The organism is Brevibacterium pityocampae (genome assembly GCF_039541555.1).
Lineage (GTDB): Bacteria > Actinomycetota > Actinomycetes > Actinomycetales > Brevibacteriaceae > Brevibacterium > Brevibacterium pityocampae.
This window is the reverse complement of record NZ_BAABGL010000036.1, coordinates 131,584-152,400: the sequence shown is the minus strand read 5'-3', so window position 1 is coordinate 152,400 and position 20,817 is coordinate 131,584. Positions and strand designations below refer to the sequence as shown.

The window sequence follows — 20,817 nt, the reverse complement described above, 5'->3', positions numbered from 1 at the left end:
GCCGGGGCATCTGCCAGAATGAGGGCATGACGACTCTCGACATCCGCACCATCGCCTTTCCCGACGCCGAGCTGCGCGACCGCGTCGACTCCCGGATCCCCAACCACCAGCGCGCCGATCTCAAGCTCGTCGTGTGGTCCGCGGAGGACCAGGAGGCCGGGGTGAGCCGCGAATCGATCGACGCGATCGTCCTGCCCTACATCGACGCCGGACCGACCGTGGAGCTCCTCGACGAGCTCCCGAACCTCAAGCTCATCCAGCTCCAGACCACCGGCTACGACATCGTCGCCGACCGGGTCGGCACCGACGTCGCCATCGCCACGGCCTCCGGGGTGCATGCCGCGGCCACCGCGGAGATGGCGATCGCGCTCACCCTGGGCAGCCTGCGCGGCATCGACGACGCCGCCCGGGACATGGTGTCGCGGACGTGGAACCACCGTCGCCGGCGCTCGCTCGCCGACCGGCGGGTGCTCGTCGTCGGCGTCGGCGGGATCGGCGCGGAGATCTGCCGGCGCCTGGCCCCGTTCGAGGTCGAGATCACCCGGGTCGGCACCCGGGCCCGGACCGACGAGTTCGGGCAGGTGCACGCCACCGAGGAGCTGCCGAAGCTCCTCCCGCACGCCGAGGTCGTCATCCTCATCACGCCGCTGACCGAATCGACCCACCACCTCGTCGACGCGGAGTTCCTCGCCCAGCTGCCCGACAACGCCCTCGTCGTCAACGTCGCGCGCGGGCCGGTCGTCGACACCGCGGCCCTCGTCGAGGAGCTGCGCTCCGGTCGCCTCCACGCCGCCCTCGACGTCGTCGACCCCGAGCCGCTGCCGGAGAACCACCCGCTGTGGGGCACCCCGAACACGCTGCTGACGCCGCACGTCGGCGGGGACACGACGGCATTCGTGCCGCGCATCGAAGTGCTGCTCGCCGAGCAGCTGCGCCACATCCAGGCCGGCGAGACGCCCGCCAATATCATCACCGAATGACCGCCGCTTCCGGGTGACTTCCGTCGCCGGATGACCGCTGCCCCCGGGTGGCGGTTACCCGGGGGCAGCGGAACGGCGGCTGAAACGACTCGGGCCGGGCGGCTCAGACCGGGCTCGTGGCGTCGCGCACCTCGCCGACGAGCTCCTCGAGCACGTCCTCGAGCGCGACCACGGCGACCTCGTCCGCGGAGCGCGGCCCGCCGTCGATGAGCGCCATGTGGGAGTTCGTCCGCTGCATGGCCACCATGACGCGGCGCAGCTTGGCGTCGCCGGGCACCGCGCCGAGCTCGCGGATCACCGTGTCCGGGAGTGCTGCGAGACGTTCCTCCGGGCCCAGGACGAGCAGATCCTTCGCGTGCACGTAGCCCACGAGCCCGCCCGATCCGTCGGTGACCGGGAACCGGGAGAACCCGGTCTCGATGCACAGCTGCTCGACCTCGGCGACCGTCGCGGTGCGCGGGATCGTGCGGACGGTGCCCGGTGCCAGGGCGACATCGGCGGCGGTGAGCTCCTCGAACTTCAGCGCGCCGGTGAGGAGTCGGATCTCCTCCTCGCCGAGCAGGCCCTCGCGGCCCGACTCCGCGACGAACTCGAGCACCTCGCCGGAGGAGAAGGACGAGGACACCTCGTCCTTCGGCTCGGCCCGGAGCACGTGCGTGACGACGAGGTTCGCCGCAGTGTTCATGAGCCAGATGAAGGGCCGGAACACGACGACGAACACCCGCAGCACCGGCCCGAGCAGGAGTGCTGCGGCGGCGGGCTTCGCGATCGCCATGTTCTTCGGCACCATCTCGCCGAGCACCATGTGGAGGAAGGTGACGATGAGCAGCGCGATGACGAGGGCGATCGGATGGACGAGCCCCCCGGGCACGCCCCAGGACTCGAGCGGACCCTCGATGAGGTGGGCGATCGCCGGTTCGCCGACCGCGCCGATGAGGAGCGAGCAGGCGGTGATGCCGAGCTGGGTGGCGGCGAGCGAGACCGAGACGTCGGTGATGCCGCGCAGCGTCCACCGGGCGGACTGGCTGCCCTCGGCGGCCTTGGGCTCGATCTGATCGCGGCGCGCGGACACCATGGCGAACTCCGCGCCGACGAAGAACGCGTTGCCGGCGAGCAGGAGGATCAGGACGAGGATCGCGACTCCGTCGCTCATGGGCGGTCTCCTTCTGCTGCGGTGGAGCCGGTGCGGTCTGCCGCACGGTCGGCCGGCTCCTCGGCTCCGGTGCGGTCATCGGATCCGCCGTCGGCGTCATCGCTGTCGTCATCGTCGTCATCGTCGCCCGGCACCGTGAGGCGGTGGACGACGACCTCGTCGACGCGCTGGCCGTCCATCGCCCCCACGGTGAGGGCGATCCTGGCCGGGGTGGGCAGGTCGTCCTCGTCGGTGACCGCGAGATCGGCGCCGTCGACCTCGATCCGGTCCCCGGCCTCGGGCATCTGGTTGAGCCGTTCGGCGATGAGCCCGCCGAGCGTGTCGGACTCCTCGCCCTCGGGCAGCCGCAGGCGCATGATCTCGCCGAGCTCGTCGGGGCGGAGCAGCCCGGACACGGCGAGCCCGCCGTCGGGGAGCCTGCGGTGCTTGTCCTCGCCGGAGTCCTGCTCGTCGTCGATCTCGCCGACGATCTCCTCGAGCAGGTCCTCGAGCGTGACGATGCCGGCCGTGCCGCCGTACTCGTCGGCGACGATCGCGATCTGGAGGCCCGGCTCGCGGAGCTGTGCGAGCAGCGGATCGAGCGTCATCGACTCGACGACGTGGGGCGCCTCGACGGCGATGTCGCGGACCGGGGTGGAGTCCCGCTCCTCGAACGGCACAGCGAGGGCGTGCTTGAAGTGGACGACGCCGACGACCTCGTCGACGGTCTCGCCGATGACGGGGAAGCGCGAGTGCCCGGTGTCGGCGACGAGGTCGAGGAGGTCCTGGGCGGACTCGTCCTCGAGGAAGGTCACCTGCGGCCGGGGCTGCATGACGTCGGCGGCGGTGCGCTGCCCGAACTCGATCGAGCGGGCGGCGAGCTCCGCCGTGGTCCGGTCGAGCGTGCCCTGCCGCCCCGACTGCGACACGACGGCGCGCAGCTCCTGGGCGGTGCGGGCGCTCGCGACCTCCTCCTCGGGAGTGAACCCGAGGAGCCGGAGGACGACGTTGGCCGCGGAGTTGAGCACCCACACGAGCCAGCCGAAGACCGTCATGAAGACCTTCTGCGGGTACACGACGAGCCGCGAGACGAGCGCGGGCTCGGCGATCGCCCAGTTCTTCGGGACGAGCTCTCCGAACACCATCTGCGAGAAGGTCGCGATGATGAAGGCCGCGGTGGTGGCGATCCCGGTCGCGGCGGCCGGCGCCAGCCCGGCCCAGCCGAGGCCCTCGGTGAGGAGGACGCCCAGGGACGGGCCGGTGAGGAACCCGACGACGAGGCTCGTCACCGTGATGCCGAGCTGCGCCCCGGACAGATTGCTCGAGGTCTTCGTGAGCGAGTCGGACACCGCCTGCATCGTGCGGTCCCCGTCGGATGCGGCGCGGCGCACCTCGGTCTTGTTGACCGTGAGATAGGCGAACTCGACCGCCACGAAGAGGGCGTTGGCGAGGATGAGGACGACGACGGCGAGGAGGACCAGCCAGGCGGCCGTCATGTGGGAATCACCATGCGGGAATCCTACCCAGCTCGCCCTGTCGTGAACGAGTCGAGCACCGGCCGACCGGGCCGGGGCGCCGGTGGCCCCGGTCAAGGTGCCGGGAGTCCATCATGTGTCGGGTGGAGACAGAACCGACCCCCGGTCCTAGACTGCGAGCATGAGCACAGAATCGGATGTCAAGCCCGGGATCGATATCAAGCCGCGCTCGCGCGACGTGACCGACGGACTGGAGAAGGCCGCCGCGCGCGGCATGCTCCGCGCCGTCGGCATGGACGACGGCGACTGGGTCAAGCCGCAGATCGGCGTGGCCTCCTCGTGGAACGAGATCACGCCCTGCAACCTCACGCTCGAGAAGCTCGCCGCGTTCGCCAAGGAAGGCGTCCACAACGCCGGCGGCTACCCGCTCGAGTTCGGGACGATCTCCGTGTCCGACGGCATCTCCATGGGGCACGAGGGCATGCACTATTCGCTCGTGTCGCGCGAGATCATCACCGACTCGGTGGAGACCGTGATGAATGCCGAGCGCCTCGACGGCTCCGTGCTGCTCGCCGGCTGCGACAAGTCCATCCCCGGCATGCTCATGGCCGCCGCCCGCCTGGGCCTGTCCAGCGTGTTCCTCTACAACGGCTCGATCATGCCCGGCACCGCGAAGCTCTCCGACGGCACGGAGAAGGAGGTCACCCTCATCGACGCCTTCGAGGCGGTCGGCGCCTGCCGCGCCGGCAAGATGACGGAGGCCGATGTCGACGCGATCGAGCGCGCGGTGTGCCCGGGCGAGGGCGCCTGCGGCGGCATGTACACCGCGAACACCATGGCCTCGGCCGCAGAGGCGATGGGCATGTCCCTGCCCGGCTCCGCCGCCCCGCCGGCGATCCACCGCAACCGCACGCTCTACGCCCGCCGGTCAGGCGAAGCCGTGGTCGAACTCCTCAAGCAGGGCATCACCGCCCGCGACATCATCACCCGCGAGTCGCTGCTCAACGCGATCGCCGTGGTGATGGCGTTCGGCGGGTCGACGAACGCCGTCCTCCACCTCATGGCGATCGCCCACGAGGCCGAGGTCGAGCTCACCCTCGACGACTTCAACCGGGTCGGCGACCGGGTCCCGCACCTCGGCAATGTCAAGCCCTTCGGCGACTACGTCATGAATGACGTGTTCAAGATCGGCGGCGTGCCGGTGGTCATGAAGGCGCTCCTCGACGCCGGGCTGCTCAACGGCGACTGCCTCACCGTGACGGGGAAGACCGTCGCGGAGAACCTCGAGAAGATCAATCCGCCGGACCCCGACGGCAAGATCCTGCGCGCGCTCGACAACCCGATCCACGCCACCGGCGGGCTCACCGTGCTCCACGGCTCGCTCGCCCCGGAGGGCGCGGTCGTCAAGTCCGCCGGCTTCGACGCCGACGTGTTCGAGGGCACCGCGCGGGTGTTCGACCAGGAGCAGCCGGCGATGGATGCCGTGCTCGGCGGCGAGCTCAAGCCCGGCGACGTCGTCGTCATCCGCTACGAGGGTCCCAAGGGCGGACCGGGCATGCGCGAGATGCTCGCGATCACCGGTGCGATCAAGGGCGCCGGGATCGGCAAGGACGTGCTCCTCATCACCGACGGCCGGTTCTCCGGCGGCTCGACCGGCCTGTGCATCGGCCACGTCGCGCCCGAGGCCGTCGACGGCGGGCCGATCGCCCTCGTCGAGGACGGCGACCGGATCCGCGTGGACATCGCCGGTCGCTCGATCGACCTCGACGTCCCCGCCGAGGTGCTCGAGGAGCGCCGGAGGAACTGGACCGTGCCGGAGAACCACCGCCTGCACGGCACCCTGGGCAAGTACGCCAAGCTCGTCGGCTCGGCGTCGACCGGTGCGGTGACGACGGACTGAGGCGCGGACCGAGGAGACACGGATCGAGGCGCCGGCCGAGCCGCGCGCTGACGGTGCAGCGACGATGACGGTGACCCATGTGCGCGGGGAGTCCCGCGCCCTCGATGCGCAGGTGCACCGGTGGCAGGCGCCACCGGTGCACCTGCGCGTGTTCACCGAGGCGATCCCCACCTGGACCGCGCGCACCCCGCCGGGCACGTCGATCGAGATCCGCCTGCGGGTGGGCCGCAGTGCCGAGGCGGAGCCCTCGGGCGGCTCGCGCTGGTCGGACTGGGCGGTGCTCGCGCGCTGGTCGACCGATCCCGGGTTCTGCTCGACCACCGTGCCCGGGCAGGCACTGCACGGCATCCGGGTCGATGCCGACACCGCTGTCGTCGACACCGCGGTGCTCGGTGGTGCGGCGGACCTCGTCGAGGTCGAGGCGCTCCTCCACGCAGCACCGTCGGGAGCGGTCCCCGTGCTCGAGCGCGTCTCCGTGCTCACCCGCGGCCCGGCGCCCCGGCGCCCCGAACTCGCGCACTCGGTGCCGCGCGGCACGAACCTCGAACTGCTCCTGCCGCCGATCTCGCAGCGGCAGCAGGGGGAGCTGCCCGGCTACGGCGCCGGTGACGTGTGGTGCTCGCCGACCTCGCTCACCATGCTGCTGGACTTCCTCGACCGGGCGGACCGACGGTCGGGGCCGGCGGACCCGGGAGCGGACGATGCGGCCGCTGCTGCTCCTGCGACCTCAGCGTCGGGTCCGGAGGACGAGGGCGGCTCGCCCGCGGTCCGCACCACCCTGCGCGGGGTGTGGGACCACGCCTACGACGGGGCGGGCAACTGGGCCTTCAACACCGCATGGGCCGCCGCCCGGGGCTACGACGCCTTCCTCGACACCCTGCCGGATCTGCGCGCCGGCGAGGAGCTCCTCGCCGCCGGCGAACCCTTCATCGCCTCGGTGACCTTCGACGCCGCCGAGCTGCCGGAGGCCGGCTACGAGACCGGCGGCCATCTGCTCGTCGTCTCCGGGGTCACCGCGGGCGGCGACGTGCGCGTGCACGACCCCGCGGCTCCGACCGCCGCCGCAGTGCGGCGCATCTATCCGCGCGCCGCCTTCGAGCGCGCCTGGCTGTCCCGCGAGGGCAGCGGGGGCCTGGTCTACCGGGTCCGCCGGCGGCGCTGACGAGGTGGGACGGCGGAGGCTCAGTCCTCGTCCTCAGCGGCCTGCTCGCGCTTCCTGATCGAGCGGCTCGTGAGCTTGAACGCCACGATCACCGCGGCGATGCCGCCCGCACCGCCGACGAGGGCGCCGGCCACAGTCGCGAAGCCGTTGTCCGAGGGTCCGGGGAACCCGAGGTCGACGGGGACGAGCGGTGCCCCGGTGAGCACGTGGAACAGGAGGGCCGCGACCCAGAGGACGGAGAGCACCGCCATCGAGGAGTAGGTCACCCTCCTGCGACGCCCGGTCGTCCGCTCGGTCATCGCGGGGAGGTCGACATCGTTGCGCGCGCAGTACCAGATCGCACCCCAGCCGGACAGGCCGGCGGCGAGGACGACGAGGACCGACCACAGGCCCACGCCGATGACGGCGAGGAGGATCGCGACGGCGAACGCGGCATACGTCGCGACGACGGAGGAGAAGGTGTAGGCGCGGAGGATGACGTCGCGCTCGCGCTCGTCGCCCATCGAGGGGTCTCTCACGCCGCTGATGGAATCGGCGATCTCGGTGAAGCGGGACTGCGGGTGGGAGGTGCTCATGAGTGGTCCTTCCGGTCGAGGGGGAACAGCTCCTCGACAGTCGTGTCGAGGGCGCGGGCGATCCGCAGGGCGAGGTAGACGCTGGGCGAGTAGTCGCCGCGCTCGATCGCGATGATCGTCTGGCGGGACACCTCGACGAGTCCGGCGAGCTGCGCCTGGGTGAGCCCGGCGCGCTTCCGGCGGTCCTTGAGGGTGACCTCGCCGACGTCGAGTTCGGGCATCGGTCCTCCTTCCGGGGCGGTGCCATCGGTATGTGAAGTTCTCTTGACACTGCAAGCCAAACATCCTTGACATGTGGTGTCAAGAATCGTTGACACCCCGGGGCCTCCTGCGGCGGGGGAGCGGGGCCGAGGCGGGGGAACGGGGCCGAGGAGACAGGGCCGGGGGAGCGAGCGGGTAGCGTTCTCCTCGGAAGTGCGATCGACGGGCGCCGTGCGTCGCCGGGCGATCGATCGGAAGCGTCGAATCGGAAGGCATGCATGAGCACTGAAGAGATCACCATCCCGACAGCCCGCGGCACGGAGCTCCGCGGCTTCCTCGACCGGCCCGCGGGGACCCCGCTCGCCTACGCGGTGTTCGCCCACTGCTTCACCTGCTCGGCGAAGTCCCCGGCCGCCTCGCGCGTCTCCCGGGCGCTCACCGACGAGGGGTTCGCCGTCCTCCGCTTCGACTTCGCAGGCCTCGGCGGTTCGGAGGGGGACTTCGCGGAGTCGACCTTCTCCTCCGATCGCGCGGATCTGCTCGAGGTCATCGCCTGGCTCGGCGCGCACCACGCCGCGCCGCGGCTGCTCATCGGGCACTCGCTCGGCGGGGCCGCGGTGCTGTCCGTCGCCGCCGAGGTCGAGGGGCTCGATGCGGTCGCGACGATCGCCGCTCCCTTCGACCCCGGCCACGTCACCGGGCTGTTCGCCTCCGAGATCGAGACCATCCGGCAGGAGGGCTCGGCGGAGGTGATGATCGGCGGGCGCCCGGTCGTCATCGGCGAGGCGCTCGTCGACGACATCTGCGGCGTCGAGCAGACCCGGCGCATCGAGGCACTGCGCACCCCGTTGCTCATCCTGCACTCGCCGACGGACGAGATCGTCGACGTCCACAACGCGCAGGCGATCTACCGCACCGCGCACCAGCCCAAGAGCTTCATCGCCCTCGACGGTGCGGACCACCTGCTCACCGGGCCCGGGCAGGGAACCTACACGGCCGGGGTCATCGCCGCATGGGCCGCACGGTACATCGATGCCCCCGGGGACGCCGAGGCACCCCACGCCGACCTGCCGCCGGGCCGGGTGCGCGTGAACCCCGACGGCCGGACGGACTTCGGCACGGTGCTCGCGACCGCCTCCCACACCTGGCTCGCCGACGAGCCGCGCTCGGTGGAGGGCGGCCACGACGCCGGCCCCAACCCCTTCGACCTGCTGCTCGCCGCGCTCGGTGCGTGCACCTCGATGACCATGGGGATGTACGCCCGCCGCAAGGGCTACGAACTCGGGGACACCCGCACCGACCTCACCTTCCGGCAGGTCAAGCGCGACGGCGACCTCGTCACCCGGATCGAGCGGAGCATCGTCTTCGACGCGGAGCTGAGCACCGATCAGCGCCGCGCACTGCTGCGGATCGCGGACCGCTGCCCGGTGCACCGGGCGCTCGAGGGGCGCTTCGAGATCTCGACGGCGGAGGCCTGACCCGACCACCGGGGCGACCCGGGGGCCGGTGGGGCGGCGCGGGCAGATCTGCCCGCTGTCGCCGGCGTCGCTTCGGCAGGACCTGCCGACGGCTGCCCGGGGTGGGTTCTCTAGGATTGTGATCCAGGGCACAGTGCAGGGCCGCATCTGCACGCCGGAGCCGCTGGGCGCAGGCCCGGAGGGGAGTGGATCCTATGACCGGAGAACGAGAGACCGCACCGCAGCCGCCGAGCGCGAACCGACCCCCGCCGGAAGGTGTGACACCGCGCTACGGCATCGACGAGATGCCGCCGCTCGGGACCGCGATCGTGCTGGGCATCCAGCACGTCCTCGTGATGATGGCGAGCAATGTCACGATCCCGATCATCCTCGCCACGGCGATCGGCGCGACGACCGGGGAGACCGCCTTCCTCGTCCAGGTCGCCCTCCTCGTCGCCGGGATCACCACCCTCATGCAGACCATCGGCTTCGGGCCGGTCGGTTCGCGCCTGCCGATCGTCCAGGGCACGAGCTTCGGGTTCCTCGTCGTCGCCATCCCCCTGGCCCAGCAGTACGGGATCGCCGCGGTGCTCGGAGGGGCGATCTTCGCAGGCCTGGTCCAGGTCGTCCTCGGGTTCAGCCTGAGATGGCTGCGAGCGCTGTTCCCGCCGCTCGTGTCCGGCATCGTCGTCCTCGTCATCGGGATCGGGCTGCTCCCCACCGGGATGGCGCTCTATGCCGGGGGCAACGGAGCCGAGGACTTCGGATCCTGGACGAACCTCGGCCTCGCGACGCTCGTGCTCGTCGTCATGCTCGTCCTGTACCGGTTCGGCAAGGGGATCATCGGCGCGGCCTCCGTGCTCATCGCACTCGTCGTCGGATACCTCGTGGCCATCCCCCTCGGCCTCGTGGACTTCTCGCAGGTGGCCGAGGCGGACTGGTTCGCGATCCCGATGCCTCTCCGGTTCGGTCTCGACTTCCCGTCCGCCGCGATCATCGGCATGGGGGCGATGGCGATCGCCACCTCCGTGGAGACGATCGGCGACCTGTCCGCCATCACCAAGAGCGGCGCGGGCCGAGAGGTCACCGACCGCGAGCTGTCCGGGGGAGTCATCGCCGACGGCGTCGCCACCGCCTTCGCATCGATCTTCAGCGCCCTGCCGAACACGTCGTTCGGTCAGAACGTCGGTCTCGTCGCGTTCACCGGTGTAATGAGCCGGCATGTCGTGTCGATCGGAGCGGGGTTCCTCATCCTCCTCGGCCTGCTCCCCAAGTTCGCCGCAGTCATCGCCGTCATGCCCTCGGCGGTGATCGGCGGAGCCGCCGTCGTGATGTTCGGGATGCTCATCGGCGCCGGGATCAAGCTCCTCGCCGAGACCGCGCTCGACCGCCACGACATGCTCGTCATCGCGGTGTCGATCGGCGTCGGCCAGGGATTCGCCGCGGTGCCCGCGGCGGTCGGCGGGATGCCCGAGACCCTCGAGGTCCTCCTCGTCTCCGGAATCGTGCCGGCGGCCCTCTTCGCCGTCGTCATGAACCTCTCCCGGCCCGGCCCTGCACAGGGCGCGGTCCTCGATATCGATGTGCCGCTCGAGCAGCCCCTCGCCGAGCCCGGGCGCCCCGCCGAGCCCGGGCATCCTGACGAGCCCGGGCACCCCGACGCGCGGCAGCCCGGTCGCCGGGGGCACGGCGATCCGGGCTGAGGATTCCGGCGGGCGGCGCGCGACGGCCGGGCGATAGGAGATCGCCCGGCCGTCGCGTCGTGCGGCGCTGCCCTCAGCCGCTGAAGGTGTATCCGGTCGGATCCTCGCCGAGGTCGACGATCGCGGCCACCGGGCCGCCGCCGTCCGGCCCCTGGTGGGCGGCGGAGACGGAGACGAAGACGGCGGGATCGCCGGTCACCTGGGCGGTGACCCCGCCGACGGCCGCCTTGATCTGCCGGTGCCAGTGCACGTCGGAATCGTCGAGCATGGCGTTGCGCCGGCCGAGCACGGAGCCGTCCTGGCTCGTCTCGCACTTGAGGAAGACGTTGACGAGCCGACCGGCGAGATCGTCGCGGTGCGGGCGCTCGGGCAGGTCGAGGCCGGCGTCGGCGATCGCCTCCCAGATCCCGTCGGCGTCGAGGGCGTGGCGCATGACGGAATGGCCGATCCGGTACCGGCCGCCGATCCCGCTCGCATTCCCGACGACGACGACCTGCGCCCGGTCGAGCTCGACCCCGGAGGAGCACGAGGCCACGGCGGAGTACTTCGACCGGTCGGCCATGATGTCCTCGTCGCGGATCTCGGCGACCTCGCCGAGTGCCTTCGCGATCCCGAGCCCGGTGGTGCCGTTCGAGACGTCCATCGACGCCAGGGTGTCCTCGGTGACGACGTCGTTGCCGCGGGAGCGGGCGTCGCGGATCGTGTCGATGGTGAGCAGCGGGGTCTTCGTCTGCACGTAGTGGACGTCCGCGTCGTCGGTGATCCCGGCCCGCTCCTTCGCCTCCTGCACGGCGACGGCGACCTTGTCGACCATGCCCATCCGGCCGATCTCCTCGGGCAGGATCGGCTCGCTCAGCGCGAATCCCACCGACAGGCGCTTCTCCTCCGTCGGTTCCACCTCGGCCGGGTCGACGGTGGCGAAGATCGTCGCGTGCGGGCTGATCACCCCGTCCGTGCCGCCGGACCACACGATCGGGATCCGGCTCACCTGATCGGCGGGCGCCCCGGCGTCGACGAGTGCTTCACGGAAGGCGCGGTCGGCGATGATCCGGGTGTAGTCGTTGACCCCGCCGTTGCCCTCGGTCTTGCCGATGATGGCGATCACGCGGTCGGCGGACAGGGTGCCGGCGTCGATGAGTGCGGTGAGCTCGGAGGCGTCGGTGACGCTGTGGAGAGGGACCTTGCGGACTTCGATCGGATCGGGCATGTTCGGCTCCTTCGGCCTCGGTGGCTGAGTGTCGCCGTGCCGGACGCGCACGGTGCGTTCACTCTACGGACCGGACTGTGATCAGCGACACGTCAGGAACTGCTGATCGGCACGGAACGGAAGTGGCACATCTGGCCGGAAGGGCGCGGGGCGCCCGCCCTCAGCGGCGCCCGGCGAGGACGCCGACGATCACCCCGGCCAGCGCGATCCCGGCCCCGGCGAGCAGGCCGGTGAGGAGATCACCGCCGCCCCGCGGAGCCGGACCCGAGGCGGCCGCCGGTGGGCTGCGACGCTCCGCCGGGACCGTCGCCGGCGCCGGTGCGGCGTCGGCGAGCGCGTCCCCGGGCGCGGTTCCGGCGGGGGAGGCCTCCTGGGCGGCGCCGCCGGCTGCGATGTCGGCATCGATGTCGGCGAAGAACTTCGTGGCGATGCGCTTGGCGACCCCGGAGAGCATGCGCTGTCCGACGCCGCCGATCGGGCCGCCGAGCACTGCGGAGGCCTCCCATGCGATGTCGGTCCCGGATTCGGCTTCCGGAGCCAGGTGCACGGTGATGTCCGCGCCGATCGTGCCGGGACCTCCGCTGCCGGTGGCGGTGAGGACGAAGGACTCGTTCTCGACCTCCTGGGAGAACGCCACCGTGCCCTTGTACGTCCCCTTGATCGCCGCGACCCCCATGGTGAGGACCACCGCATAGGTGCCCGGGGCGGTGGGGGTCAGCGACTCGACGCCCGGGATCGTGCGGGACAGGACCCCGGTGTCGTGGAACGCCTGCCAGGCGGTCGCAGGATCCGCCTGCATATGGGCCGTCGATGAGATCTGCACGTGGTGTCCTCCGTGGTCGGGTGGATGGTCGGGTGGATGGTCCGGGGTGTCAAAGGGTGGTGGGCGCGGGTGCGTCGGCGGTCTCGCGCCGCAGCTGCCAGAGCTCGGAGGGTGAGATCGGCATCCGGCGGATCGGGATGCCCTCGGCGTCCTCGATCGCCGCGGCGATCACCGCGGTGCCCGGGATCGTGCCCGCCTCGCCGGCGCCCTTGATGCCGAGCGGGTTCAGCGGGCTCGGGGTCTCCAGGTGGTCGGTCTCGATGTGGGGCACCTCGGAGGCGAAGGGCATGAGGAAGTCCATGAAGGAGGCATTGAGGAGCTGCCCCATGTCGTCGTAGGCCATCCGCTCGTACAGGGCGCCGCCGACTCCCTGCGCGACTCCGCCGTGCACCTGGCCCTCGACGACGAGCGGGTTGATCATCGGCCCGCAGTCGTGGACGACGCAGTAGCGCAGGATCCGGATGTCGGCGGTGTCCGGGTCGGTCTCGACGATCGCCGCGTGCATCCCGGAGGCGAAGGTCGAGCGCACCGGGGAGAAGAAGTCCTGGTCCTCGAGACCCGGGGCACGGCCCGGGGTGACCGGCGGGGCCCCGGGAGCGGGCGGCCGAGCGAACTGGGTCGCGGCCTTCGCCGATTCGTCGAAGGCGTAGCGCAGCGGGTTCGACAGCACGGACACGGCCGACAGCGGCATGGAGGCGCTCGGGTCGCCCTTGACGCGGACGGTCCCGTCGACGATCTCGAGGTCGCCGGGGTCCACCTCGAGGCTGTCGCCGGCGATCGCGAGCGCCTTCTCCTTGACCTTCCGCGCCGCGAGATGCACGGCGTTGCCGCTCATCACCGCTCCGCGGGAGCCCCAGGTGCCCACCGAGTACGCCATCTTCCGCGTGTCCCCGGTCGTCACGTGCACCTGGTCGATGGGCACGCCGAGCTCGTCGGCGACGATCTGGGCGAACACCGTGGCGTGGGCCTGGCCCTGCGTCGTGAGCCCCGTGAAGACGTTGACCCGGCCGGAGGTCTCGACCTCGATGTGACCGCCCTCGTACGGGCCGGCCCCGGTGGATTCGACGTAGCAGGCCACGCCGATCCCGACCCTGCGGCCCTCGGCCCGTGCCTGCTCACGGAACTCGACGAAGTCCTCCCAGCCGACGAGCGCGCGCAGCTTGTCCATCGAGGCGACGTAGTCGCCGGAGTCGAGCACGCCCTCTGCGCCGTCCTGCATGATGACGCCGAGCGGATGCGGGAACTCGCGGACGAAGTTGTTCATCCGCACCTCGGTGCGGTCCATCCCGAGGCGTTCGGCGATCGCATCCATGGTGCGTTCCATGATGTACACGCCCTGCGGGCGGCCGGCACCCCGGTACGGGGTGACGATGACGGTGTTCGTGTACATCGACCAGAACTCCACCCGGTAGTCCGGCACCAGGTAGGGCCCGAGGACGTGGGTCGAGGTGTTGAGCGGGCAGATGACGCCGTAGGGGAGGTAGGCGCCGTTGTCGTGCCAGAACTGCACATCGAGCCCGCGGATGCGACCGGAGTCGTCGAATCCGACCCGCACCCGCTGGAGCTGCCCGCGCTCGTGGGCGGAGGAGATGAAGTGCTCGCGCCGGTCCTCGGTCCATTTCACCGTCGTCGACAGCGCCCGGGCGGCGCAGGCCACGGCGACCTCCTCCGGCCAGGGGTGGTTGATCTTCACCCCGAAGGCGCCGCCGACGTCCGGGGTGATGACCTCGATGTCGGTGAGCGCCAAGCCGAGCTTGGCGGCCAGTGCCGCCCGCAGGCCGGTGCTCGTCTGGGTGGAGGAGTGGACGACCATCGTCCGGTCCTCGGAGTTCCACCGCGCGATGACGCCCTTGCCCTCCATCGGGATGCACGCGCTGCGCTCGATCTCGAGCTCGAGATCGAGCACGTACGGGGCGGAGTCGATCGCCGCGGCGGCGTCGCCGACGGTCTGCACGTGGTGGGCGGCGACGTTGTCCGGGGTCTCGTCGTGGACGGCCCGGGCGGCCTCACGTGCGGCGGGGAGCCCGACGACCGGCGGGAGGAGCTCGTAGTCGACCTCGATGCGCCCGCACGCGTCCTCGGCGATGTACCGGTTCTCGGCGACGACCATCGCCACGGGCTCGCCCACGTGGTTGACGTGATCGCGCGCGAGCGCGAACCCGGTGTGGGGGGAGCTGATCGAGGGGTGCGGCAGGAGCATGGGCAGGCGCTCCGCCGCCGCGCCGGGCAGGTCCTCGTGCGTCCACACCGCGACGACCCCGGGGACGTCGAGGGTGCCGGCGACGTCGATGTCGCGGATCCGGGCATGGGCGTGCGGGCTGCGGACGAACGCAGCGGCGAGGGCCCCGGGGGCGAGGTCGTCGAGGTAGGCTCCGGCGCCGGTGACGAGGCGGGGGTCCTCCCGCCGGGTGATCGACTGTCCGAACATCCGCGTCGTCATGCGTCCTCCTCCCGCTCGCGCACGAGCTCGGCGGCCCGGCACACCGAGCGCACGATGTTCTGGTACCCGGTGCACCGGCACAGGTTGCCGGAGATCGCCTCGCGCGCCTCCTCCTCGCTCGGATCGGGGTTCTCGCGGACGTAGGCATCGATGGTCGTGACGAAGCCCGGGGTGCAGAAGCCGCACTGGAGGCCGTGGCAGTCGATGAAGGCCTGCTGCACCGGTCCGGGGTCGTCCGGGCCGTTGCCCAGCCCTTCGACGGTGGTGATCTCATGGCCCTCCGCCGAGGCGGCGAACATCAGGCACGAGCGCACCGGCCGACCGTCGAGCTGGACGGTGCACGCTCCGCACACGCCGTGCTCGCAGCCCACGTGCGTGCCGGTGAGCCCGAGGGTGTGGCGGAGGGCGTCGGAGAGGAGCTGCCGGTCGGGGACGTCGACCGTGCGGTCCACGCCGTTGACGCTCAGTCTCACGGTGCTCGTCGGTTCGCTGCTCATGCGTGCGCCTCCTGGATCCGGGGCCGGTCGTTCGTGCGGGCCAGCCGGGTGAACGTGCGGCGGGCGATGACGCCGGCGAGGTGCCGGCGGTAGTCGGCGGTGGCGTGGATGTCGTCGATCGGGTCGATGTGCTCGCGCACGGCGGCGGCGACCGCCTCGGCGACCTCCCGGGCCTCGGCGGTGGGGGTGCCCGCCACGTGCTCGTCGAGCACGAGCCGCTCGGGGAGGTCGGTCACGGAGACGAATCCGGCGCTGAGCCCGGTGATGGTCTCCGCGGCGCCGTCCCCGTCGGTCGCGAGCACCATCCCGACCCCGGCGAGCGCGTAGTCGCCGGATCGGCGTGCCAGCTCGTCGAAGCCCGTGCGCGCCCCGGCCCTGGCTGCGCCGAAGGTCGCCGAGACGAGGATCTCGTCGGGCTCCAGGCAGGTCTCGAGCGGGCCGACGAACAGCTCCGCGGCCGGGATCTCGCGCTCGCCGCGGCTGCTCACGGCGCGCACGTGCCCCTCGGTCAGCGCGAGGATCATCGGCATCTCGCCGTTGGGGTCGGCGTGGGCGAGCGATCCGACGACGGTGCCGCGATTGCGGATCGCCGGGTGGGCCACATGGGTGAGGGCCTGGCGGAGGAGCGGCTGGTGCTCGTGCGCGCCGGCATCGTGCTCCACTGCGCGATGGGTGGCGAGCGCGCCGACCGTCACGCCGGCCCCGCTCGACTCGACGCGGTCGAGGTCGGGCAGCGCGGTGATGTCGACGAGGTGGGCGGGTGCCGCCAGGCGCATGTTGAGCACCGGTACGAGGCTCTGTCCGCCGGCGAGCACCTTGGCGTCGGGGCCGAGCTCGGCCAGCAGCTCGAGTGCGGCCGCGAGGGTGCGCGGACGGTGCAGGGTGAAGGGGGCGGGCTTCACGTATCGGTCCTCTTCTCGCGTGCCCGACGGGCACCGTAGTCCTCGGTGAGCTCCTCGCCGATCCGGCCCTCCGATCCGGTGGACCCGATGGTGATCGCCGTGCCGCCGGGCTCGACGGCCTCTGCGGCCGCGGCATCGCGCATCGAGCGGGGGGCGACGAGCCGGGCGAGGTGGTACATGACCAGGGTGACGATGGTACCGAATGCGATGCCGGAGAGGGTGAAGTTCTCGGTCACCGTCAGACCGACGTCGCCGATCGCGATGATGATGCCCGCCGCGACCGGGGCGAGGTTGAGCGGATTGGCGAAGTCGACCCGGTTCTCCTTCCAGATCTTCGCGCCGAGCATGCCGATCATGCCGTAGAGCACGACCGTGATGCCGGCGAGGACGCCGCCGGGGACCGCTGCGATGACCGCGCCGAACTTGGGGGAGAGGCCGAACCCGATCGCGACGAGCGCGGCGACGTAGTAGGCCGCGGTCGAGTACACGCGGGTGGCGGCCATGACGCCGATGTTCTCCGCGTAGGTGGTGGTCGGCGAGCCGCCGATGCTCGAGGCCATCGCGGTGGCGACGCCGTCGGCGAACACCGCGCGTCCCACAAAGGGGTCGAGATCGACGCGCGTCATCTCCTCGACGGCCTTGACGTGGCCGACGTTCTCCGCGACGAGCGCGATGACCGCGGGGAGCATGAGGACGATGAACCCGGCGTTGAAGGCGGGCAGGTGGATGCCGACGACGCCGGCGGCCTCGTCGGTGAAGGGCGGGAACCCGATCCACGCGGCGGCCTCGACGCCGGACCAGTTGACGCGGAAGCGGGTGGTGATGTCGTCGACCGCGGCGTCGTAGGACGTGATCTGGCCGAACACGAGGTCGAAGACCCAGGAGAGCACGTAGCCGAAGACGAGGCCGATGAACACGGAGACGCGGCCGAGGAACCCGCGCAGGCCCACCGACATGAGGATGACGGCGACCATGACGATGAGGGCGACCCACTGGTCCTGCGGCCAGTAGACGTTCGCCACGACCGGGGCGAGGTTGAACCCGATGAGCATGACGACGGCGCCGGTGACCACGGGCGGGAGGATCCGGGTGAGGATGCGTGCGCCGATGAAGTGGATGAAGACGCCGGCGACCGCGAGGACGAGCCCGGCGACGAGGATCGATCCGGACACCTCCTGGATGGTGCCGCCCTGGGCGGTGACGGCGGCGACGCCTCCGACGAACGCGGCAGAGGTGCCGAGGTAGCTCGGCACCTTCCCGTTGACGATGAGGAGGAAGACGATCGTCGAGAATCCGCTGACCATCACGGCGAGCTGCGGGTTGAGGCCCATGACGATGGGGAAGACGAAGGTCGCGCCGAACATCGCGACGACGTGCTGGGCGCCGAGCCCCGCGGTGCGCCCCCAGCTCAACCGCTCGTCCGGGGCGACGGCGCGACCGGGCAGGACGTCCTTGCCGTCGCCGTGGAGTTTCCATCCGAATGCCGACATGACTGCTCCTCGGGTCGCGGGCGGTGGCGATGGTGCTCGGGAACCGCTCCCGGTCACTCGCCGCTGTGTACACCCTAGAAGGGCGATGAGGCGCAGGTCACGTCAGCATCTGACGAACCGGCTCGGTGCGCACTGGAGGTTTCCGCCAGTCGGCGGGGCCGGGGTCGCGCGCCGTCGTCACGGGAGCCGGACGATCTGCAGGGCCAAGGTGATCGCGAGCCGCAGGTGCGGGTCGGTGGTGAAGGGGCCGAGCATCCGCTCGAGCTTCGTGATCCGATAGCGCAGCGAGTTGTAGTGGAAGAACAGCGCGCGGGCGGTCTCGGCGACGTTGAGATTGTGGTCGAGGAGCACCTGCAGGGTCTCCCGCAGGTCGGCGTACTCGGTCTTCGCGTCCCCGGCCAGCGGGCCGAGGGTGTCCTCGGCGAAGGCGCGCAGCTCCTCGGTGTCGGCCACCTGGAGGAGGAGCCGGTGGACGCCGAGGGTGTCGAAGTGGCTCAGTGCGCTGCCGCCGTGGATCCGGCGGCCGATCTCGACCGCCCGGGTGGCCTCGACGTAGGCGGTCGGCAGATCGTGGACGGTCGCCGCCGGGCGGGAGATCCCGGTGGAGAAGGCCCGTCGGCCGCCGCCGCCCATGCCCCGGACCTCCCGGATGCACTCCTCCACCGCCGCGGACTGGCGTTCGGTGTCGGCCGCGGGCAGCAGCGCGATGACCTCGTCGCCGGCCCCCACCACGGCGGCCTTCTCGTCGAGCCGCTTCACCGCGGCGGTCCACGCGGTGGCGAACAGCTCCTGGAGCGTGCGCTTCTCGTCGCCCTCGGAGGCGTCGGCATCGGCGTCGACCTCGGCCACGACGACGGACAGCGGCCGGTCGAGGTCCCAGCCGAGCGACTCCGCATGGGACAGGATCCGGTCCGTCGAGGTGATGCGGCCGCGCATGACCTCGTGGATGAAATCGGTCCGGTACTTGCTCTCCACCGCGGAGATCGCCTGCTGCTTGGTGATGACGAGGGCGGCGGCCGCGGCCGACTGCTCGAGGACTCCCAGGTGGGCCGGGCCCAGCCCCCGCTCGGAGAACACGACGAGCCGCCCGAGATCGCGGGACCCGCCGAGGATCCTGGTGCTCATCCGGTGCATCCCGTCCTGCGCGAGGTCGACGCCCGTGGGCTCGCTCTCCACGCGGAAGCGGCCCGTCGGATCGAAGCACGGCAGCTCGCGCGGCCGTGGGGGGTCGGCGACCGCGCGGGGATCGGGGACCTCGGCGCGGACCCGGCCGTCCATCGTGGTGACGACGACGTGGATCCCGATCTCGTGGGCGAGGCGCGCGCACACGTCGTCGAGGTCGCCTCCCGTGACGACGGCGTCGACGAGCTCGCGCATCACGCGTTCGCTGCGGTGGAGGGAGTCGGCGCTGCGGCCGAGCACCTCGGCGAGGACCTCGTTGATGATGTCGTCGAACCCGGTGTCCGCGGGCAGTGCGATGATCGGCAGGCCGAGGTCGTCGGCGCGTGCGATCGCCTCCTCCGGGATCTCCTCGAGGTACCGGCTCATCTTGATGCCGAGGCCGGAGAGTCCGTGCGCGGAGAACTCGGAGACGAGCTCCGTCAGCCGCCCGGGGTCGTCGCGGAGCGGGTACCCGGTGGTGAGCAGGAGCTCGTGCGGGCGCACCCAGGGGAGGATGTCCGGCACCTCCATGATGTTCACCCTCCGCACCGTCCGGTCGAGCCGGGTGCCGCCGGCGACGAGCCGGGAGCCGAGCAGCGAGGGGAGGGTGAGGACCTCGGAGAGCGGGAGAGCGGCGGGGTCGAGCTCGGTGATCGCGGGCTCCTCTCGGGACACGGCATGGGCGTAGCATGTTCTGCCGGATCGCACCGGCTGGTTCGGCATGATTCGCCGTGACCTGCACCATACCAGGCGGGCATAGGCTGAGTGGATGACCACAGCGCCCGTCGCATCGACCGCTCCTCCCCGGAACCCGACGACCGCGCGCCGGCCCGCGCCCGCACAGCTGGCGGCCGCGGCGTCGACCCTGACGCCGGCGGCCGGGCCGGGCCCCTGGCAGGTCGTCGGCATCATGCGCCACGGCTTCTACGCGGCCTCGGAGACCGGCGCGGTGCTGCCGGTCCTCGGCCCCACGGCGCTGCGCCTGCCGACGGCTGTCCTCGTCCCCGAGCTCACCGGCGAACGCCTGGGCTCCCTGCAGATGGGCGGAGCCCTCCGGGTCGAGGCGGGACGCATCGTGACCGAGCACTTCCACTGCGCTGTCCGGCGCCGCTGGAATCCCACGCGCATCCGGCCGTGCGATCCCGCACGCCGCGCCTCGGCCGCAGCCGTCTCCGCCTCGATCGCCCACCCCGCGTGGCCGGAGACGGGCATCGAGGATCTGGCCCACCGTGCCGCACGACTCGTCCATGCCGGACGCGCCCTCGACCCCGGGGCCGTCGACTCCGCGCTCGCCGCGCTGCTCGGCCTCGGCCCCGGCTCCACCCCGTCCGGCGACGACGCCGTGTGCGGCGTGCTGCTCGCGCTCCGGCAGGTCCGCGCCGTGCCCGCGCTCGACCTCCTCCGGAACCGGCTCCGCGCGGCCCTCGCCGCCCGACCTGCCCCCACCGGCGGGCTGTCGGCCTCGCTCCTCGACGCCGCCGCCGCCGGCGCCTGCGTGCCCGAGGTGCGCGCGGCCCTGGAACTCCTCGTCTCCGGCGCGCCGGCCGGCCCGATCGCACGCGCCGTCGCCGCGGTCGGGACGAGCTCGGGAGCCGACATCCTGTGCGGCGCCGCAGCCGTCCACCTCACCGACGCGACCGCACCCGACAGCGGTCCCGCAGCTGTCCCGCCGTCCGCCTCGCCCGTCGCACCGTCCTCCTGAAAGGAACCCC

17 protein-coding genes are annotated in these 20,817 nt (G+C 71.8%); 6 read left to right on the top strand and 11 right to left on the bottom strand.

The annotated features are described in order from the left end of the window. The first annotated feature begins 26 nt into the window (after positions 1-26). Positions 27-980, top strand: coding sequence for a 2-hydroxyacid dehydrogenase (locus ABD883_RS13685; protein ID WP_137320221.1), 954 nt, complete (start codon positions 27-29; stop codon positions 978-980). Between the two features lie 103 nt (positions 981-1,083). On the opposite strand, the gene ABD883_RS13680 is transcribed toward ABD883_RS13685, so the two are convergent. Beyond that, positions 1,084-2,133, bottom strand: a complete 1,050-nt coding sequence (locus tag ABD883_RS13680) for a hemolysin family protein (RefSeq protein WP_247423904.1) — start codon at positions 2,131-2,133, stop codon at positions 1,084-1,086. Then, positions 2,130-3,608, bottom strand: a complete 1,479-nt coding sequence (locus tag ABD883_RS13675; RefSeq protein ID WP_345032852.1) for a hemolysin family protein — start codon at positions 3,606-3,608, stop codon at positions 2,130-2,132. The genes ABD883_RS13680 and ABD883_RS13675 overlap by 4 nt, the downstream gene beginning before the upstream one ends. Before the next feature lie 160 nt (positions 3,609-3,768). Here ABD883_RS13675 and ilvD point away from each other — a divergent pair, with 160 nt between their 5' ends. Together ilvD and ABD883_RS13665 are read left to right on the top strand one after the other, a co-directional pair. Further along, positions 3,769-5,487 (top strand): dihydroxy-acid dehydratase, encoded by a 1,719-nt coding sequence (gene ilvD, locus ABD883_RS13670; RefSeq protein ID WP_137320218.1) that lies wholly within the window; start codon positions 3,769-3,771, stop codon positions 5,485-5,487. A gap of 64 nt (positions 5,488-5,551) precedes the next feature. After that, positions 5,552-6,649: a C39 family peptidase gene (locus ABD883_RS13665; RefSeq protein WP_345032850.1), complete on the top strand. Its 1,098-nt coding sequence runs from the start codon at positions 5,552-5,554 to the stop codon at positions 6,647-6,649. Between the two features lie 20 nt (positions 6,650-6,669). Here the strand turns inward: ABD883_RS13665 and ABD883_RS13660 are convergent, their stop codons facing one another. Together ABD883_RS13660 and ABD883_RS13655 are read right to left on the bottom strand one after the other, a co-directional pair. Beyond that, positions 6,670-7,224: a hypothetical protein gene (locus ABD883_RS13660; protein ID WP_345032848.1), complete on the bottom strand. Its 555-nt coding sequence runs from the start codon at positions 7,222-7,224 to the stop codon at positions 6,670-6,672. Then, positions 7,221-7,445: a helix-turn-helix transcriptional regulator gene (locus ABD883_RS13655; RefSeq protein WP_137320214.1), complete on the bottom strand. Its 225-nt coding sequence runs from the start codon at positions 7,443-7,445 to the stop codon at positions 7,221-7,223. The genes ABD883_RS13660 and ABD883_RS13655 overlap by 4 nt, the downstream gene beginning before the upstream one ends. A gap of 258 nt (positions 7,446-7,703) precedes the next feature. On the opposite strand from ABD883_RS13655, the gene ABD883_RS13650 reads away from it, so the two are divergent. Both ABD883_RS13650 and ABD883_RS13645 read left to right on the top strand, forming a co-directional pair. Beyond that, positions 7,704-8,903 (top strand): bifunctional alpha/beta hydrolase/OsmC family protein, encoded by a 1,200-nt coding sequence (locus ABD883_RS13650; RefSeq protein ID WP_345032842.1) that lies wholly within the window; start codon positions 7,704-7,706, stop codon positions 8,901-8,903. Positions 8,904-9,097: 194 nt separating this feature from the next. Beyond that, on the top strand, positions 9,098-10,585 hold the full coding sequence (locus ABD883_RS13645) for a uracil-xanthine permease family protein (RefSeq protein WP_217494870.1): 1,488 nt from the start codon (positions 9,098-9,100) through the stop codon (positions 10,583-10,585). Positions 10,586-10,658: 73 nt separating this feature from the next. Here ABD883_RS13645 and bar read toward each other — a convergent pair whose 3' ends face one another. The 7 genes from bar to ABD883_RS13610 form a co-directional block, all read right to left on the bottom strand. Further along, positions 10,659-11,792: a barbiturase gene (gene bar, locus ABD883_RS13640; protein WP_345032837.1), complete on the bottom strand. Its 1,134-nt coding sequence runs from the start codon at positions 11,790-11,792 to the stop codon at positions 10,659-10,661. 160 nt (positions 11,793-11,952) lie between these two features. Then, positions 11,953-12,615, bottom strand: a complete 663-nt coding sequence (locus ABD883_RS13635) for an SRPBCC family protein (protein WP_345032835.1) — start codon at positions 12,613-12,615, stop codon at positions 11,953-11,955. 49 nt (positions 12,616-12,664) lie between these two features. Further along, the gene (gene cutA, locus ABD883_RS13630; RefSeq protein WP_345032832.1) at positions 12,665-15,055 is read right to left on the bottom strand and encodes an aerobic carbon-monoxide dehydrogenase large subunit; all 2,391 of its coding nucleotides are present in this window, start codon (positions 15,053-15,055) and stop codon (positions 12,665-12,667) included. Continuing rightward, complete coding sequence (locus ABD883_RS13625; protein ID WP_295689583.1) at positions 15,052-15,552, bottom strand: (2Fe-2S)-binding protein; 501 nt, start codon at positions 15,550-15,552, stop codon at positions 15,052-15,054. Before ABD883_RS13625 ends, cutA begins: the two co-directional genes overlap by 4 nt. After that, a complete protein-coding gene (locus tag ABD883_RS13620) occupies positions 15,549-16,454 on the bottom strand; it encodes an FAD binding domain-containing protein (protein WP_345032828.1) in 906 nt (301 codons plus the stop codon). The genes ABD883_RS13625 and ABD883_RS13620 overlap by 4 nt, the downstream gene beginning before the upstream one ends. After that, entirely contained in the window at positions 16,451-17,944 is a 1,494-nt protein-coding gene (locus ABD883_RS13615) for a uracil-xanthine permease family protein (RefSeq protein ID WP_345032825.1), read from the bottom strand. The genes ABD883_RS13620 and ABD883_RS13615 overlap by 4 nt, the downstream gene beginning before the upstream one ends. 177 nt (positions 17,945-18,121) lie before the next feature. Further along, on the bottom strand, positions 18,122-19,780 hold the full coding sequence (locus ABD883_RS13610; protein WP_345032822.1) for a PucR family transcriptional regulator: 1,659 nt from the start codon (positions 19,778-19,780) through the stop codon (positions 18,122-18,124). 94 nt (positions 19,781-19,874) lie between these two features. On the opposite strand from ABD883_RS13610, the gene ABD883_RS13605 reads away from it, so the two are divergent. After that, positions 19,875-20,807 carry an oxamate carbamoyltransferase subunit AllH family protein gene (locus ABD883_RS13605; RefSeq protein WP_345032820.1) on the top strand — a complete coding sequence of 311 codons (933 nt, stop codon included), beginning with the start codon at positions 19,875-19,877 and terminating at the stop codon, positions 20,805-20,807. Positions 20,808-20,817 lie beyond the last annotated feature (10 nt).

What these genes read in the sequence shown, in the direction of transcription:
- ABD883_RS13645 (WP_217494870.1), top strand. Translation starts at nt 9,098, where the DNA reads ATGACCGGAGAACGAGAGACCGCACCGCAGCCGCCGAGCGCGAACCGA.
- bar (WP_345032837.1), bottom strand. Translation starts at nt 11,792, where the DNA reads ATGCCCGATCCGATCGAAGTCCGCAAGGTCCCTCTCCACAGCGTCACC.
- ABD883_RS13685 (WP_137320221.1), top strand. Translation starts at nt 27, where the DNA reads ATGACGACTCTCGACATCCGCACCATCGCCTTTCCCGACGCCGAGCTG.
- ABD883_RS13625 (WP_295689583.1), bottom strand. Translation starts at nt 15,552, where the DNA reads ATGAGCAGCGAACCGACGAGCACCGTGAGACTGAGCGTCAACGGCGTG.
- ABD883_RS13665 (WP_345032850.1), top strand. Translation starts at nt 5,552, where the DNA reads ATGACGGTGACCCATGTGCGCGGGGAGTCCCGCGCCCTCGATGCGCAG.
- ABD883_RS13675 (WP_345032852.1), bottom strand. Translation starts at nt 3,608, where the DNA reads ATGACGGCCGCCTGGCTGGTCCTCCTCGCCGTCGTCGTCCTCATCCTC.
- ABD883_RS13615 (WP_345032825.1), bottom strand. Translation starts at nt 17,944, where the DNA reads ATGTCGGCATTCGGATGGAAACTCCACGGCGACGGCAAGGACGTCCTG.
- ABD883_RS13680 (WP_247423904.1), bottom strand. Translation starts at nt 2,133, where the DNA reads ATGAGCGACGGAGTCGCGATCCTCGTCCTGATCCTCCTGCTCGCCGGC.
- cutA (WP_345032832.1), bottom strand. Translation starts at nt 15,055, where the DNA reads ATGACGACGCGGATGTTCGGACAGTCGATCACCCGGCGGGAGGACCCC.
- ABD883_RS13655 (WP_137320214.1), bottom strand. Translation starts at nt 7,445, where the DNA reads ATGCCCGAACTCGACGTCGGCGAGGTCACCCTCAAGGACCGCCGGAAG.
- ABD883_RS13650 (WP_345032842.1), top strand. Translation starts at nt 7,704, where the DNA reads ATGAGCACTGAAGAGATCACCATCCCGACAGCCCGCGGCACGGAGCTC.
- ilvD (WP_137320218.1), top strand. Translation starts at nt 3,769, where the DNA reads ATGAGCACAGAATCGGATGTCAAGCCCGGGATCGATATCAAGCCGCGC.
- ABD883_RS13605 (WP_345032820.1), top strand. Translation starts at nt 19,875, where the DNA reads ATGACCACAGCGCCCGTCGCATCGACCGCTCCTCCCCGGAACCCGACG.
- ABD883_RS13660 (WP_345032848.1), bottom strand. Translation starts at nt 7,224, where the DNA reads ATGAGCACCTCCCACCCGCAGTCCCGCTTCACCGAGATCGCCGATTCC.